Source organism: Veillonella parvula, assembly GCF_018366295.1.
Classification (GTDB): domain Bacteria; phylum Bacillota; class Negativicutes; order Veillonellales; family Veillonellaceae; genus Veillonella; species Veillonella parvula_P.
The window spans coordinates 56,612-72,220 of record NZ_JAGZIJ010000003.1 but is presented as its reverse complement, the minus strand read 5'-3'; the positions used below and the strand labels follow the sequence as shown (position 1 = coordinate 72,220).

Here is a 15,609-nt window from a genome sequence, read left to right as displayed (position 1 = left end):
ATTTCCTCTCTATAATAAATTCATAATAATTAATAACATAATACGATATTTCCGTAATAAACTCAATATTTAGATTAAAATTTTACGATAGTTTACGGAAGTTTAATAGAAATTATGGTAAAACCGTAGCTCGCTCTAGTCATGATACTAAATGATGTTAATAAGAAAGGAGGTAATTTATGAAATATACACTTAGAATGCTCCACGCATCCAAGTTTTGGACACAAGCTCAGGCCGCAAAAGAAATTGGCGTATCAACTGAGAATTGGGGGAATTGGGAGCGTAAGCGATCTTATCCATATGTACCAAACATATCTAAGATAGAACAGGTATTCAATGTCGCTTATGATGATATTATTTTTTTAACTAATTACGGCAAAACCGTGATTAAATGTCGCGCAAGAAAGGAGGAAGAACAAATGACAGAAAAATAAAAGCGATTAAAAAAAGCGGCAGAGCCTCTTGTTGAATTCATTCGAAAAAATCATAACCACCCGTTCTACGGGTGGTTATGATTATTTTGATATTAAAATACATTTAATGAGTTTATCTTCTCCTTTTAAATCTGAGAAGTGTTGGCAGGTTTTCACAATCCGTGTACAATCATAGTAATTAGTAATATACATTTATATATATAGTTTTCAATATGAGAGAAGATTATGGTTTTTAATTATGGTGAGACGTTACGTATCCGAAGGGATCTATATACGATTTTAGGCAAGATACGCTATATTGACACTCATGGAAAAATTGGGTATGAGTATAAGTTAGTTAAACATAAGAATAATGCAGAGTTTTGGCTCAGTTGGGATAAGAAGCGAGATGCGTACCAGTTTTCCAAGTTGTGTGGAAAAGCACTACCAGCCGATATGAAACTCGTAGATAGCGGTTATGAGATGGTAACGGGCGCTTGGGGTGAGGTAGACGTAGGTACTACTGATACTGCTAAATATAAAGAGTATGAAAATGATGATGGTACTGCTACGTTTTCTGTTCAAGAGTGGGCTTTTGAAACGGAATATTCAAAAGGCTTTTACATTAATAAAGAATACGTATCTGTCGAAAAGGATTCAGAGGTAACTGAGTCTATTCTAGATAAAATGGATACGATTAAGAAGCTAAAGTTCATAGGACCAGTCGGTTGGATTTTGGGGAACTTACTACTTTATATGCCAATCTTTGATATAAAAATATTGAATGATGTACGGGATGTACTTACCTGGCCTTATATAGTAGCTGGGAGTATAGTCCTTGGTATCATTGTGGCTTGTGCTTTCATTATTTCGAGAACGATGCGTTGATGAAAACACATCGGTTATATAGGACTCCCTTTCGTGGGGTAAATAAAAGGTCGTAACATGTATTAATACATATTACGACCTTTTTACTATAGGATTTATTTGTTAGGAGTTAGCTATTAGCTTCAGCTGGTTGAAGTTGTTCAAGTTCAGCTTCTTTAGCATCTAATTCTTTGGCGCCAAAATGAGCCAATACACAGAACGTAATACAAAGAACACATGCTACTAATAAAAGATAGAAACCTGCATTCCAACCAAATTTATCTGCTAAAACACCAAATAGTGTTGTACCTAAGTTTGCACCAACAATGTAACTCATGAATCCACGAAGACCAACAGCAGAACCTACTGCAAATGGTGGTACAATATCCATAGTTTGTACTGAAGCTAAGAATTGAGGAATGTAGATTAAACAACCTACAATAGCAGCGAAGAACGTAACCCATAAGAGGGACTCGCTTTGCCAATAACCAAATATACAGAAGAAGATAATACTTATAGCAATGATTGCAGGTGGCATGCGATAACCTTTAAAGAATTTATCGGAAATATAACCAGCAAAAATAGTAGAAGGAATAGCCGCCCATTCAAAGAATAAAAAGGCAACAGACATTTCTGCTTTGGAGAAACCCTTTACTTGTAATAAATAAATTGGAAGCCAAGTAAGCATACCAAAGCGAATCATGTAAACGAAGGTGTCAACTAATGATACATACCAAGCGTTTTTATTTTTCAATACGTATTTTACAAAGATTTCTCTTGTGCTCATATGTGGTGCTTCAGAACTTCTGTGCGCCTTATGAGCTGTGTCGGCGATGATTTCACTTGTTGGTGGTAAGCCTTCACGTTCAGGGCTTTCTTTGATTAAGAAAGAAATGGCAATTGCTATGATAACTGCAATAAGCGCTGGTACACCATAACTCCCTAATTGCCAGTGATCTGTAGTAGTGAAATATAATGCGGCAGCTACGATTGGTGCTACGATACCACCACCGAGATTGTGTGAAATATTCCAGATAGCTCCATAACGGCCACGTTCCTGTTTTGGGTACCATTTAGCTAAGGTGATAAAGGATGGCCCTACACCAAATCCTTGGAAAAAGCCATTTAGTACTACTAAAACTAAGAAGAAGGCGAGACTATCGGCAAAGCTCATAAAGATATTGATAATTGCACAGCAAATGAGACCGAAAGCCATAAACTTGGCAGGACTTGCTTTGTCCGCAAGACTACTCATAAAACCTTTACTTAAGCCATAAGCGATAAGCATACCACTAGATAGCAAACCAATTTCTGTTTTGCTCATATGGAGGATATCTGATAAAAAGTGTGTTGATAAGGCAAAGTTATTACGAACAATATAGTACGCAGCATAACCTATAAAAATACCAATTAATGATTGGAATCTATATTTATAATATAGATTCATAATCATGCTATCTGGAACTGATGATTTTGCCTCTTTAGGTTGTAAAAATGAAAACATAGTTATTACCTTTCTTTCTTAATAACTAAATCCTATTGCATTGTTAATACTACCATTTCTATAGAATTCATGTAAATGATTTATGAGATAAAAATATTAATTTGCAACATTAAATTGTTTATTATTAGCTGAAGATGCGTATAGAAAACATTTGAATTATAGACAAGTACTTCTTAATATATTAGATTAAATATATGGGGAGGTTATAATCTATGAAATACTTACGCCGTGAACTTAATCAAGTGGAAAAAGAGTATTTAAAACAATTTGGTGAAGATTCTTTAAATCGTGTCATCCTTCATGATCCTAATACAAAGGATAAACAAGAAGTGCAAGATACTATTGATATTCTAAAAGAAGCAATTGCAAAAAATAAACCTCTAGAACAGGTTCCAGAGGATATGTGGAAGCTTATTGAGTTTTAACGTATATAAATTCCATATAATAAAAAGGCACATTGTCATATGAATAGGCTATCTAACATTAAAATAATTTTAGATGGGTATTCAGGACAATGTGCCTTTTTTTATAGCTTGTAGAGTTCAGGTTTACGATCTCTAAAGATGTTGATTTTATTGCGGATATCTTCTACTACGGTGAGGTCGATATCTACAGATGAGATGCCCTCCCTAGTGTCCATTTCGAGGAGGTTTGTACCCCATGGATCGTATACAGCGGAGTGACCAGTGCTTTGAACTCGACCTACTGTACCACAGCCGTTGACAGCACATAAGAAGAGTTGGTTTTCAATAGCTCGCACTTCGTTTAATACTTGCCAGTGGCGTAAACGCATAGTAGGCCATTGAGCAGGTACAAATAATAGCTCTGTATTTGATAATGCAGCCATTCTTACGAGCTCAGGGAAGCGAATGTCGTAACAGATAACCGTACTACAAGGAATGCCATCCAATTCAAAATGAGTGGTATGCGTACCGCTAGCAAAGTATTGGTCCTCTTTAGCAGGGCTAAATCCGTGCATTTTGGAATATTCTCCTACGAGCGTGCCTTCACGGTTGTAAGCATAGGAGGTATTAAATACTAAATCCTCTTTTGCTACGGCTACAGAACCGCCCACAATGTTTACATTGTGTTCTTTTGCGAATGTACTTAATAAAGCTTTTGTTCTTTTTCCATTTCTGTCAGAAATATTGATTAAATCCTTAGATGGATGAAATCCTGTATTCCATGTTTCGGGCAAGACGATAATGTCAGGCTTTTCTGATAGGGCTTGTGAAAGTAATTCTTGGACGCGCACATAATTGTATTCCACTTCGTTTACATGGACGTCCATTTGTATAAGGCTTAAGCGTTTTTTCATAGAGAATCCTTTATCTATTAGATGAGTATAATTCTAGTAATGTGTATTATAATTAGAATATTAAAGCATTATTGAGTGTATTACAATATAAGAGTCGATAAAGCTAGTTTAATTTTTTTACAATCTTTTGATAATAATAGTTTGCATACTATTTATGGAGATATAGGTTATTACTTTAGATAATGTTAGATCTTTTGGTGAAAATATGGAAATAATAGATGTTATAAATGCGCGAACTAGCGTACGTCGGTATAAAAAATCTTCTTCGGTTGGAGAAGACATAATTCAAAATTTGGTAGTCCTCGGAATGCGAGCTCCATCGCCTAAAAATCGTCAGCCCTGGCAGGTTATTCACGTGATTGGAGCAGAGAAAGAACATTTTGTGAATTTAGGCTTTCAGGTATTAGAGCAATATAAAGAGCGAAAAGAACATTTTGGTAGCTTAGAAATTAGCCTTAAGGCTATGCAAACAGCTAGCGATATACTTTTTGTAGTTAATCCTTATGATCACTTGCCTGACTATACTCGCGTGTGGGAAAAAAGTGATTTACAAGCTATTGGTGCTTTTGTAGAGCATATTCTACTGGGAGCTAAAGCGATTGGGTTAGGCACACTGTGGATGAATGATGTGTATTTTATGCAAAGTGAAAGTAAAGCCTTTTTAAATATTCCTCACGATGTACAGGCAATCATTGCTATAGGTATTCCAGATGAAACTATGTATCCTAGACCTCGAAAATCGATTGATGAAGTACTAATAAAGCGTTAATTTTTACTATTCTTCATGGAAATGTTATAATATTCTGTATATAATTGTGTTCTAATAGAGGAGGACCTATGAAACGGATTCCGTTGGTAACACTGTTAGTTTTGGTATTGGCAATGGTTGTGGCAGGTTGTGGATTGCTTTCACAAAAAACAGAACCTACTAGTTCAGTACCGCCTGCAAAAGAAGTTAAGATGGTACATCCAACGGGTATTCCTGTTCTTATGTATCATAAAGTCGGCGACGACAAAGATAATGATGCAGTTATTCGGGAGGATTTGTTTAGAGAACAAATGAAGTTCCTCAAGGATAATGGCTATAATCCATTGACGATGGATCAATTGTATGATTATGTTGTAAATGGTGCTGCGGTGCCTGAAAAACCTGTTGTTTTAACCTTTGATGACGGTTATGCAGATACATATTCTATCGTATATCCAATTATGAAAGAATATGGATTCCCGGCTACTGTATTTATCAATCCTGGCGATGTTGGGACGCGTCTAACTTGGGATCAAGTGCGTGAAATGCACAAAAATGGTATTACTATTTCAAACCATGGTTTCCAACACATAGAAATGGGCCAATTGTCGGAAGCAAAACAAATTGAAAATATTACAAAGGCCCAAGAGGCACTTGCTAAAGAAGTAGGCATAAAGGATAATCCTTGGTTCTGCTATCCATATGGAGATAAAAATGAATTCACCGACTCAGCATCTAAAAAGGCTGGCATTAAAATGGGGATGGCTATGAAATCTGGCTGGGCTCATACTGGTGATAATCCATATAATATTTTGCGTGTTTGGGTAGGCAATGCGGTGGATATCAAGCATTTTGAAGAACGCATTAGCACCGAACATTTCACTGATTTATAAGGAGAAATACATTGTTCAAAAAGAATTGGGTAAAGTTCATCATTATGGTGTTCTTATTTACCGTTGTCACATCACCCTTCGTGGTGCTCTTTGGACCATTTAATAATGTAAAGCGCGCTGTAATTGGTGCTATCTTACAATCTCGCCATCCTCATTACATTACATGGTTGTTTAATGAAGACGAGTTACAATCTATTTTGGGGACTGTAGGGGTCGTTAAAAGCCAAGATTTGTTCAAGTTTAATGCTCGTGAAGATAAGACTTTAAATCTTGAAAAAATCCAGTCTGCTCGTTATGTAGGCTATATTTTAGAAATTCCTGATCCTCGTCGTATCCAAGTAGGCACAGCGGCTAATATTCAAGAAAAAGGCGATACTACAAGTAATATTGCAAAAATGAATAATGCTGTAGCAGCGATTAATGGCGGTGGTTTCCACGACCCTAATGGTACTGGTACAGGCCGTTTGCCATATGGTTTCATTTTGCATGATGGTGAGTACGTTATCGGTAAGGATGTAGGCCCTGATGAAGATGTAGACTTTGTAGGTTTCTCTAAATCTGGTAATCTTATCGCTGGTAACTATGATAAAACTCAGCTTAGTGATATGAAGGCCATGGAAGGTATTACCTTTGGTCCACCTCTTATCGTTGATGGTAAGAAGATGATTACCGAAGGTGATGGTGGCTGGGGCGTAGGTCCTCGTACTGCTATCGGTCAAAAGAAAGATGGTACAGTGCTATTCCTCGTAATCGATGGTCGTCAACCGGGGTATTCCATTGGTGCTACCTTGCGTGACGTACAAGATATTCTATTTGAAAAAGGTTGCTATATTGCAGCAAATTTAGATGGCGGTTCTAGTTCAACTTTGTACCTAAATGGTAAAGTCGTAAATAAACCTGCCGATTTGTTAGGGGAACGCATGATCCCAACGGCGTTTATCGTGAAATAGGAGGACAGATGAAACCTTTTACGCGTGTACTGAGCGCCTTTGCGGTAGGTATTCTTCTGCAAGGTGGGGTATACCTATACCTTGATCAATATATGTTTGCACCGACTACAGAATTTAACGTAGCAGGCGCATCAAAAGATGATACGAAAAACTTCCCTGATGTGAAGGAAGGCACTAAATATGTGTCCTATGACCGTCAATTTATGGCCGTTGTTACAGAAAACTCTTTGAAAATTTACAAGGCTAATGAAAGTAAGCCTACAAATATCGATTTGAAGGGCCGTTCGATTAGTTACTTCAACTGGATGCCAGACCGTAACTATGCTGTCATGGGTTTATATGACTCCAGAGATGTTGTCATGGCTCGTCTTAATGCGGATGATCCAGAACACGAAGTTGATACCAAACTTGAAGACTTGCCTCGGGGCAGTAAAATCGTAGATGCTGCGTACTCTGAAGCGACAAATGTGGTGTATATGAAGGTAAAAGTTCAAGAACACACATATCGCATTTATCGTACCGATGCTAACTACGATACACGTCGCGTTTACATGCAAGCTACTGATATTGGTCATATCGGTGTATTCTACGATGAAGATAACTTCTTCTACGATAATGTCAGAACTGGGGATGTATTCATGTTCAACGGCATTGAAGGGGGATGGCGTGTTATCAACCCTGAAGGGCGTTTCCGCTTTATCGGTGTTGATATGGACAAAACCATCTACATCACCCGTGTTGATGAGGACAATAATGCATTGACTGTTTACACTGGTAAATTAGGTGTAGGATTCAATCCAGTTTACAAATACAACCACCCTACTACATTTAATGAGTTGACATTATCAGATGTAAAAAACATCATTAAGAATGGTAGTGAAGAAACTACTAAGGTAACAGAAGATGCTACATCTTCTAAATCATCAAATAGTAGTGGTAGTAAAAAGAAATCTTAAGAAAAAGCCTTTATAATGTTCTTTCATTATAAAGGCTTTATTCCTATAATAGTATGTACCCTAAGGATATCTATGAATATATTATTTGTACGCCTTAGTTACATAGGTGATGTTTTGCATGCTACACCTGCTGCGCGGTGGATTAAGGAACAGTATCCTGATGCTAAGTTGCATTGGATTGTAACGCCTAGTATGGCAGAGCTTTTACAGGGTAATCCCTATGTAGATAAAATTATTCCCTGGGAACGGGATATATATGAGGCACATTCTAAAAAACTACATATTCCTACAATGTGGCGCATGTGGTGGGATCTTAAGGCCAAATTAGAGCCTTATAAATTTGATGTAGCCGTTGATGTGCAAGGGCGACTCATAACAGGGCTAGTACTATTAGCTTCAGGAGCCCCCATTAGACTTGGCCTTGGTGGCACAAAAGAGTTGAATTGGCTGTTTACTAACTATAAAACGAAGCCTAGTACAGAACACGTGATTAAACGCTATGTAGAGGTAGCTCAGTTGTTAACAAAGGCTATTACTGAACATGCAAATTTAGATACATCGCTTAACATTGATAAATACGGTATTGAGAGCAGTTGTTCACTAAATGAATCTAATGCTAATACGCTATACCACATGGATTTTCAGGTGCCAACAAATTTACATAGTTGGGCAGAAGAGCAATGGAAGTCGATTGATAATGACGTTTCTTTACATCGAGGCGTGGTAGAAACTCCGTTACGCATTGGGCTGGTATTAGGTACCTCTTGGGCAACGAAAGAGTGGCCTCAGGAAAAATGGTATTCTCTCATTAAATCCCTTCAATATAGAGGAAATTTTGTTTGTTTAGGTGGTCCTAAAGAGGCTACTCAATACAAACCCTTGCTGGACTCTTTGACAGATGAGGGCATTGATAAAATTGTTCTGAATATGTTAGGGAAAACGACACTTCAAGAATTAGGGGCTTTAATTGAAAGTTGTGATGTAGTAGTTACTGCAGATACGGGAGCTCTGCATATTGCGTTAGCTTTAAATAAGCCTGTAGTAGCACTCTTTGGCCCTACTGACCCTAAATTATGGGGCCCTCTAACGGGGACATTTAAGGTGCTCGTAAATGATGAATTAGATTGCTTAGGCTGCCGAAAACGACGTTGTCCTAAGCCTAATCAATATTGTATGTCTGGTATTGATCCAGTACGCGTAAAGAAAGCAATTTTTGAACTGATAGGAGATACACATGGCAAAGTTTAAAATTCAAAAAGGTTTATCTGATGCGGATATGATGAAAAATTTTAAGGATACAGAAAATTTCGAAGATACTATGCTCAATATGGAGCGAGATGCTAAGAAACCAGTAGTTCATCAAAGTCCAAAGCAAAAAGAAGATGCTTTTTACCGTGAGTTCTTAACTGAAAAAGTAGAGACTATGATTGGTAAAATGCTCCTTGATATCAAGATGGAGTATTTTAAAGAAGGGGAAGGGGCTTTCTCTATTCAGGTGAAACGGGAAGGTAAAAATATTGTCCTTGAAACTGCGCCTAAAAAGGTTAAGCCTGAGAAGTAAGCCGTATAATGGAGACTATCAAATTTTAAAGATTAGGTCAGAACCTGTCCGTAAATGGGCAGGTTCTTTTGCATGTTTATGCATTTAAAAATATCGGCTTAGTTATTAATAAAATTGATGAGCTTATAAACATACCGACGTTTATCGAATTACTACATTTATAAATACCGATATATTTTGAAAAGTATTTAATAATAACCAAAAATTATTACGATATAATTTTTAGTTTCTCATTAAAATGAGCAATTACAAAAAAATTAATTTGATTAAACATACATGCTAAACTCTAGTTTTTCTGCAGTTTTTTGTGATATTCATCACGAAAAAATCATCTTTGAATACATGAGATTATGAGTAAATAGCATAATGTGGTTGTTGACAAAGAATTTTATAAGTAGTCTAATATAAGTATGTATTACGATTTTAGCGCGTTTGGCTAGTGTGAGCAGACATCGAAAAAATCGTAAAAAAAATAGGTATGAGATAGTTGTTTAATGAGTGTATAAAGTTACATACACAGACTATTTCGATTTGGAGGATTAACATGGCTAAAAAATTAAGAATTTGCGAAACCGTTCTTCGTGACGGTCATCAATCTATTTTGGCAACACGTATGCGCTACGAACAAATGGAACCAGTGCTCGGCCTTTTAGATGATATTGGTTATGAAGCTCTTGAATGTTGGGGCGGCGCTACTTATGACAGCTGTCTTCGTTTCTTGAATGAAGATCCATGGGAACGCCTTCGCAAATTGAAAGCTAATTTGAAAAATACCCCATTGCAAATGTTGCTTCGCGGTCAAAATTTGTTGGGCTATAAACACTACTCCGACGACGTAGTAGAAGCATTCTGTAATGCGGCTGTAAAAAATGGTATCGACCGTATCCGTATTTTCGACGCATTGAATGACCCACGCAATATGGAAGCTGCTATTAAGTACTCCAAAAAAGCTGGTGCACACGTTCAATCCGCTATGGTATACACAATTTCTCCAGTTCACACAACTGAAAGCTTCTTGAAAGTAGCTGAAACTTTGGTAGAAATGGGTACTGATTCCCTTTGTATCAAAGATATGTCCGGTTTGTTAGGACCTGCTGATGCATATGATTTGGTTTCTACTTTCAAAAAACGTTTTGGCGAATTGCCAATCGATTTGCATAGCCATTTCACTTGCGGTCTTGCTAGTACTACATACTGGGAAGCTGCTAAAGCTGGCGTAGATATCATCGATACTGCTATCTCTCCATTTGCTCATGCAACTAGCCAACCAGCTACTGAAACTATGATTGAAATGTTCAAAGGTACTGAATGGGATCTTGGTCTTGACCTTGATAAATACATTCCATTAGTTGACCACTTCCGTAAAGTAAAACAACAAATCGCTGAAGAATTCAACTTGAAACCAGCTAGTGATGTAATCCCTGCTGTTCGTCGTTACCAAATTCCTGGCGGTATGTTGTCCAATACTCAAAACCAATTGAACGAAATGGGTATGGGCGATCGCTTCTTTGACGTTATGGATGAAATGCCACGCGTTCGTGAAGACTTGGGTTACCCTCCATTGGTAACTCCAACATCCCAAATCGTTGGTACAATGGCTATGATGAACGTTATGATGGGCGACCGTTACAAAATGGTTCCTAACGAAGTTAAAGATCTTGTTCGTGGTAAATATGGTCAATTACCTGGTACAATTTCTGATGAAATTCGTCAAACTATCATTGGTGATGAACAACCTATTACTTGCCGTCCAGCAGATCTTATCGAACCTGAATTGGAAGGTTACCGTCAAGATTTAGCTTCTAAAGGCTACAATGGCATCACTGACGAAGACGTATTGACTTACGCTATGTTCCCAGAAGTTGCTATTAACTTCTTCGATGCAAATCGTCGTTAATCCAAATTTTAAAAGAGGATTCTTAGGAATCCTCTTTTTTTTGACCATATTTAAACTATCCTCATAGAGAAATAGTATAATTCAGTATATATTTTGTTTTATTAAATGAAGAGATTCAATAGTTGTTTCATTTTTTATATTTTAGCTTTTTTATAAACAGTATAGACAAGTTCCTATTAAAAGGGGAGACTAAGGAACTATGAAATATCAGATATTACCAATTTTCATATCGCCATAAGATACATGGGTGCGTGTGAAAATATAATTTTTACGAAAAGTATTAGATATTAAAAGGGTCGAGGGACCTTTGAATAATCGGTCAATTATAAACTACGTATGAAAGAATAGTGAAAAATATGTTGGATATTTGCGTGTTTTACTTGCGTTAAGTATTAAAAATAGCGTAAACTATAGAGAGTATCTACTATTTATGATATTGAGGTAATCCTGTGAATTTACAAATACGAATTTGGATATCCAATGTTGTGCTGTTTGTTGTACCTATTTTAATAGCAATCATCTTATTTTTGCTATATTTTACAGGTTTGCGCATATTGGCCAATGCCGGTTACTATTTGCGTATTGAGCAGGAACAACAGTTTAAAAGTGTCAGTCGAATAACTGAAACCATTACCTTTTATGGGTTAGAAAATGATCTAATTAATAGCTTGGTTAAGCCTAGCTATAGCTTACTTGATCCAAAGGAAGTATATGTTGAAGTACTTGATCAAGGAAGTATGGTGTATAACTACGGTAATCCACAAATCTATAGTGCTTCTGCCATTGTTGGTCTTATAGATGTTAATCCTGAATTACAGGGCATCGTATATCAATCCAATAATACTTTCGTTTATGAAATGAGAAAGTACGATGGACGTCATTCCTATGTATACCATATTGCGATTAGGCGTGCTACTCATGGTAGTGATAGCTTAATGGAATCCGTATCTTTCTATATTATCGTAGTTTCCATATTGCTCTTTATTGTTACATTTTTTGCTATTAACCGATTTGTTACACGATTTATCATGATTCACGTTAAGAACATGACAAAGTCGTTAGAAATGGCAAATCGTCAGATTGAAATGGAACAGGAGCAACAAAAAGAGCTACTCGCTGGTATATCCCATGATATACGAACTCCGTTGACGGCTATTAAAGCGTATGCTGAAGGCGTTCGTGATGGTATTGCACCAACGGAAGAGCAACAAAAAAGATACATGGGAATTATTTTGAAACGGGCCAATGATTTAGATTCTATGTTAGAGGAACTATTCCTCATAACAACATTGAACTATAAAAAAGAATCTCGTCCATCTGAGCGAATTGAATTAGGTCAGTTTGTACGTGACTTTGTAGAAGATCATTTAGCTCCGTATCAATCGAAAGGGCTTGAGATTAAGGCCCGTATAGCTACGGAAACACCTTTTATCAATGCTAACCCACAATTGTTACAACGTGTTTTGCAGAATGTGTTGAACAATAGTGCTAAGTATAAAATGACCGATATTGGTCATTGCGTCATAGATGTAACGAGTGATGATGATTTTGTATACTGTGTCATCAGTGATGATGGACCAGGTGTGCCGCCAGAATCTCTAGAGCGTCTGATGCGCCCATTCTATCGTGTAGATTCGTCTCGTACGAATCCTCAAGAAGGTAGTGGCCTAGGATTGTCGATTATCCGTCGAATTATGGAAATCTTTGAAGGCCGAGTTATGATTGAAAATGTAAGGCCACATGGTCTACGTATAATATTAGAGTTTCCTAAGCAAGGAGAAGAATCATGAGTGAACATATCTTAATTATTGAAGACGATTTGGATATCGCCAATATTGAGCGTGATTATTTAATGGTGGCGGGCTATGATGTAACGATTATGACTAATGGTACAGATGGCATTGAAGCAGCATTAAATACTCCTGTAGATCTTATTATCCTTGATGTTATGTTGCCAGAAATGGATGGCTTTGAAGTTTGTCGCCAAATTCGTGACAAAGTTCGTGTACCAATCGTTATGGTAACTGCGCGTCTTGACGATATCGATAAAATCCGTGGCTTAGGCGTAGGCGCTGATGATTATATTGAAAAGCCATTCTCTCCATCTGTATTAATTGCGAAGATTAAAGCTATGTTGGCGCAATATAAACGTTTAACAGAACGCGATGCAATGGAAACTAATGCTATTCAATCCGGTGAAATTCGTCTCGATCCTAAGATGATGAAAGTATGGGTGAATGAAAAAGAGGTTCATCTCAAAAAGAAAGAATTCCAGTTGTTAGAGTTTTTGATGCGTAACCGTGATATTGTATTTAGCAAAGAAGAATTGTATTCTCGTGTATGGGGACTTGACTCCTATGGTGATTATGCAACTGTAGCGGTTCATATTAATCGTTTACGTGAAGAAATTGAGGATAATCCATCCGATAGTAAGCATATTATTACAGTGTGGGGTGTAGGGTATAAATTCGTTTAGTATCGAGAATATGCATTCACATTATACTCACGTTGTTCATGGCTGTTGATTAGATATGACTTTATAGAGATTTTATTATAGAGATATAATCAAAGGTTTAAGAATAGTTTATATAGTTACTTTGATAGTTTAGATATTCCATGTATACTTATTTAAGTAAGGCTGACTATGATTCTAGATAAGCAATATTTTAACTTCTCTCTCTTAATAAGTTCTCTCTAAAGCTTATCTAGATCACATATACTCTCTCTCTCAACAGTCCTTACACTCTCAAACTATATGCATAAAGGGCATTTGCTAGCGACGGCTAGTAAATGCCCTTTATGTTTTTTAGATATTTGAATACATTCTATACAGCTTCTTTCAGGATTCTAGGTATTTATCTAGTAGAGGATATACGGTTATAATAATTATACTTTTATAAGAAAAGTTATAAATTGGTATCTTGCATTGTAAAAGCAGGCGTACTATAATATGTTCATCAAAATCAATTTTATAAAATTGATTTTGAGATGATTTGAATTAGTGTGAGACGTGGCGTATTTATAAAGTATCATAATTATATGATTTATGATTTGGTTCTTATTTTAACTTTTATAATCATCATTAAGACGTTATGGGTGATGTAGAAGAATATTAAGAAGAATATAAGGAGATCTACATGACATTTTCAAAATATAAGAAAACAGTAATTGCGTGTATTCTTGCTTTGGGTATTGGGGTAGGCGGAGGATACTATTTCTTTGGCAGCCCTGTTAATACGCAACCAACAAACGTGAGAGAACAAACTAAACAGACTAAGCCTATTACTGAAACGCGTAATACCTATGTAGTGCAAGCGGCTAAAGAATCTGGGCCAGCTGTAGTAGGGATTACAACACAAGTATTTCAAAAGGATATTTTTAACCGTACTATCTATGCTGGAGAAGGTGTCGGATCTGGTGTGCTTATCGATAATGACGGACATATTATAACAAATAAACATGTGGTAGCGGGGGCTAGAAATGGGGAGGTTACAGTATCATTGTCTGATGGCAGCACGGTGACGGGTACTGTTATAGGTTCAGATTCGCAAACGGACTTAGCAGTTGTAAAAATTAAACCTCCAAAAAATATTAAACCTATCAAAATTGGTGACTCTGACTCCTTGCAAGTAGGGGAGCCAGCTATTGCTATTGGCAATCCTTTAGGTCTTGAGTTTAAAGGTTCAGTTACCTCTGGTGTTATTAGTGCCTTAGCACGTACAATTGATGATCAAGGCCAACGATTCCCATTGATTCAAACTGATGCAGCCATTAATCCAGGTAACTCAGGTGGTGCACTTATTAATGCAGATGGCGAGTTAATTGGTATCAACAGCTCTAAAATCTCTAAAGAGGGAATTGAAGGTATGGGCTTTGCCATTCCAATTAATTCCGCAATGACAATTGTTGATTCTATTATTAAAAATGGTAAGGTCATTCGCCCTTATATTGGGGTGTGGGCTGTAGACCGTCAAACTGCAGCGCGCAATAATGTAACCTATGAAGGTGATGGACTTCTTGTTGTTCAACTTGATTCTAATGGTCCTGCTGCACAAGCTGGTCTCGTAGAAGGAGATACGATTGCACAAATTGATGGTAAAGATATTACTACATTACTTGAATTAAAAGAACAAATTGATGCTAAGAGCCCTGGAGATACAATTTTGGTATCCTACACTCATAACGGAAAAATGAAGAGCGCACAGCTTAAATTAGGGGAAGCGTCTTCAAATTAGAATCTAGTAAATAAAACTTAATTAAGTATTCCAATAATGCACTAATTTCTTTTGTAGTGTTAGAAAATCCTCATCTTTTAGATGAGGATTTTTAGTTATAATAGGGTGCTTTAATAGATTTTGTATAAAAAATACCATAAATAAGAAAATTTTTTGAAAAAATTTTTCCTATAAATGCAGAAATTAACTGTGTTTATAGATTAGAAATAGAAAAAAATATATTAAGTTCTAATATTTTTTTTTACAAAGTACCTTGCGTTCCGAGGT

Annotated in this window: 15 protein-coding genes; 13 read left to right on the top strand and 2 right to left on the bottom strand. The window is 36.6% G+C overall.

Going from position 1 to position 15,609, the window contains the following annotated elements:
* Positions 1-179: 179 nt before the first annotated feature.
* Positions 180-434, top strand: coding sequence for a helix-turn-helix transcriptional regulator (locus tag KHY58_RS04550; protein WP_278472292.1), 255 nt, complete (start codon positions 180-182; stop codon positions 432-434).
* A gap of 225 nt (positions 435-659) precedes the next feature.
* Positions 660-1,301, top strand: coding sequence for a DUF4178 domain-containing protein (locus KHY58_RS04545; RefSeq protein ID WP_278472290.1), 642 nt, complete (start codon positions 660-662; stop codon positions 1,299-1,301).
* Between the two features lie 109 nt (positions 1,302-1,410).
* Here KHY58_RS04545 and pgtP read toward each other — a convergent pair whose 3' ends face one another.
* Positions 1,411-2,784, bottom strand: coding sequence for a phosphoglycerate transporter PgtP (pgtP, locus tag KHY58_RS04540; RefSeq protein ID WP_278472289.1), 1,374 nt, complete (start codon positions 2,782-2,784; stop codon positions 1,411-1,413).
* Between the two features lie 212 nt (positions 2,785-2,996).
* Here pgtP and KHY58_RS04535 point away from each other — a divergent pair, with 212 nt between their 5' ends.
* On the top strand, positions 2,997-3,209 hold the full coding sequence (locus KHY58_RS04535) for a hypothetical protein (RefSeq protein ID WP_005380157.1): 213 nt from the start codon (positions 2,997-2,999) through the stop codon (positions 3,207-3,209).
* A gap of 101 nt (positions 3,210-3,310) precedes the next feature.
* Here KHY58_RS04535 and KHY58_RS04530 read toward each other — a convergent pair whose 3' ends face one another.
* Entirely contained in the window at positions 3,311-4,102 is a 792-nt protein-coding gene (locus KHY58_RS04530; RefSeq protein ID WP_004693683.1) for a carbon-nitrogen family hydrolase, read from the bottom strand.
* A 205-nt stretch (positions 4,103-4,307) separates the two neighbouring features.
* Here KHY58_RS04530 and KHY58_RS04525 point away from each other — a divergent pair, with 205 nt between their 5' ends.
* From KHY58_RS04525 to KHY58_RS04480, 10 genes are all read left to right on the top strand, one after another.
* On the top strand, positions 4,308-4,871 hold the full coding sequence (locus KHY58_RS04525; protein ID WP_278472286.1) for a nitroreductase family protein: 564 nt from the start codon (positions 4,308-4,310) through the stop codon (positions 4,869-4,871).
* Between the two features lie 68 nt (positions 4,872-4,939).
* Entirely contained in the window at positions 4,940-5,743 is an 804-nt protein-coding gene (locus KHY58_RS04520) for a polysaccharide deacetylase family protein (protein ID WP_004693679.1), read from the top strand.
* Between the two features lie 11 nt (positions 5,744-5,754).
* Entirely contained in the window at positions 5,755-6,693 is a 939-nt protein-coding gene (locus tag KHY58_RS04515; RefSeq protein WP_004693677.1) for a phosphodiester glycosidase family protein, read from the top strand.
* An 8-nt stretch (positions 6,694-6,701) separates the two neighbouring features.
* Positions 6,702-7,649 (top strand): hypothetical protein, encoded by a 948-nt coding sequence (locus KHY58_RS04510; protein WP_278472285.1) that lies wholly within the window; start codon positions 6,702-6,704, stop codon positions 7,647-7,649.
* Positions 7,650-7,721: 72 nt separating this feature from the next.
* A complete protein-coding gene (locus tag KHY58_RS04505; RefSeq protein ID WP_278472283.1) occupies positions 7,722-8,897 on the top strand; it encodes a glycosyltransferase family 9 protein in 1,176 nt (391 codons plus the stop codon).
* On the top strand, positions 8,884-9,210 hold the full coding sequence (locus KHY58_RS04500; protein WP_004698343.1) for a hypothetical protein: 327 nt from the start codon (positions 8,884-8,886) through the stop codon (positions 9,208-9,210). Before KHY58_RS04505 ends, KHY58_RS04500 begins: the two co-directional genes overlap by 14 nt.
* Positions 9,211-9,754: 544 nt before the next feature.
* On the top strand, positions 9,755-11,107 hold the full coding sequence (locus tag KHY58_RS04495; protein WP_008602782.1) for a pyruvate carboxylase subunit B: 1,353 nt from the start codon (positions 9,755-9,757) through the stop codon (positions 11,105-11,107).
* A 449-nt stretch (positions 11,108-11,556) separates the two neighbouring features.
* Complete coding sequence (locus tag KHY58_RS04490) at positions 11,557-12,897, top strand: sensor histidine kinase (protein WP_077708186.1); 1,341 nt, start codon at positions 11,557-11,559, stop codon at positions 12,895-12,897.
* Positions 12,894-13,583, top strand: a complete 690-nt coding sequence (locus KHY58_RS04485; protein WP_004693664.1) for a response regulator transcription factor — start codon at positions 12,894-12,896, stop codon at positions 13,581-13,583. Before KHY58_RS04490 ends, KHY58_RS04485 begins: the two co-directional genes overlap by 4 nt.
* A 661-nt stretch (positions 13,584-14,244) precedes the next feature.
* Positions 14,245-15,342, top strand: coding sequence for a S1C family serine protease (locus KHY58_RS04480; RefSeq protein WP_195213462.1), 1,098 nt, complete (start codon positions 14,245-14,247; stop codon positions 15,340-15,342).
* The last annotated feature ends 267 nt before the right edge of the window (positions 15,343-15,609 follow it).

What these genes read in the sequence shown, in the direction of transcription:
- KHY58_RS04520 (WP_004693679.1), top strand. Translation starts at nt 4,940, where the DNA reads ATGAAACGGATTCCGTTGGTAACACTGTTAGTTTTGGTATTGGCAATG.
- pgtP (WP_278472289.1), bottom strand. Translation starts at nt 2,784, where the DNA reads ATGTTTTCATTTTTACAACCTAAAGAGGCAAAATCATCAGTTCCAGAT.
- KHY58_RS04500 (WP_004698343.1), top strand. Translation starts at nt 8,884, where the DNA reads ATGGCAAAGTTTAAAATTCAAAAAGGTTTATCTGATGCGGATATGATG.
- KHY58_RS04480 (WP_195213462.1), top strand. Translation starts at nt 14,245, where the DNA reads ATGACATTTTCAAAATATAAGAAAACAGTAATTGCGTGTATTCTTGCT.
- KHY58_RS04535 (WP_005380157.1), top strand. Translation starts at nt 2,997, where the DNA reads ATGAAATACTTACGCCGTGAACTTAATCAAGTGGAAAAAGAGTATTTA.
- KHY58_RS04505 (WP_278472283.1), top strand. Translation starts at nt 7,722, where the DNA reads ATGAATATATTATTTGTACGCCTTAGTTACATAGGTGATGTTTTGCAT.
- KHY58_RS04485 (WP_004693664.1), top strand. Translation starts at nt 12,894, where the DNA reads ATGAGTGAACATATCTTAATTATTGAAGACGATTTGGATATCGCCAAT.
- KHY58_RS04525 (WP_278472286.1), top strand. Translation starts at nt 4,308, where the DNA reads ATGGAAATAATAGATGTTATAAATGCGCGAACTAGCGTACGTCGGTAT.
- KHY58_RS04545 (WP_278472290.1), top strand. Translation starts at nt 660, where the DNA reads ATGGTTTTTAATTATGGTGAGACGTTACGTATCCGAAGGGATCTATAT.
- KHY58_RS04530 (WP_004693683.1), bottom strand. Translation starts at nt 4,102, where the DNA reads ATGAAAAAACGCTTAAGCCTTATACAAATGGACGTCCATGTAAACGAA.
- KHY58_RS04495 (WP_008602782.1), top strand. Translation starts at nt 9,755, where the DNA reads ATGGCTAAAAAATTAAGAATTTGCGAAACCGTTCTTCGTGACGGTCAT.
- KHY58_RS04510 (WP_278472285.1), top strand. Translation starts at nt 6,702, where the DNA reads ATGAAACCTTTTACGCGTGTACTGAGCGCCTTTGCGGTAGGTATTCTT.
- KHY58_RS04550 (WP_278472292.1), top strand. Translation starts at nt 180, where the DNA reads ATGAAATATACACTTAGAATGCTCCACGCATCCAAGTTTTGGACACAA.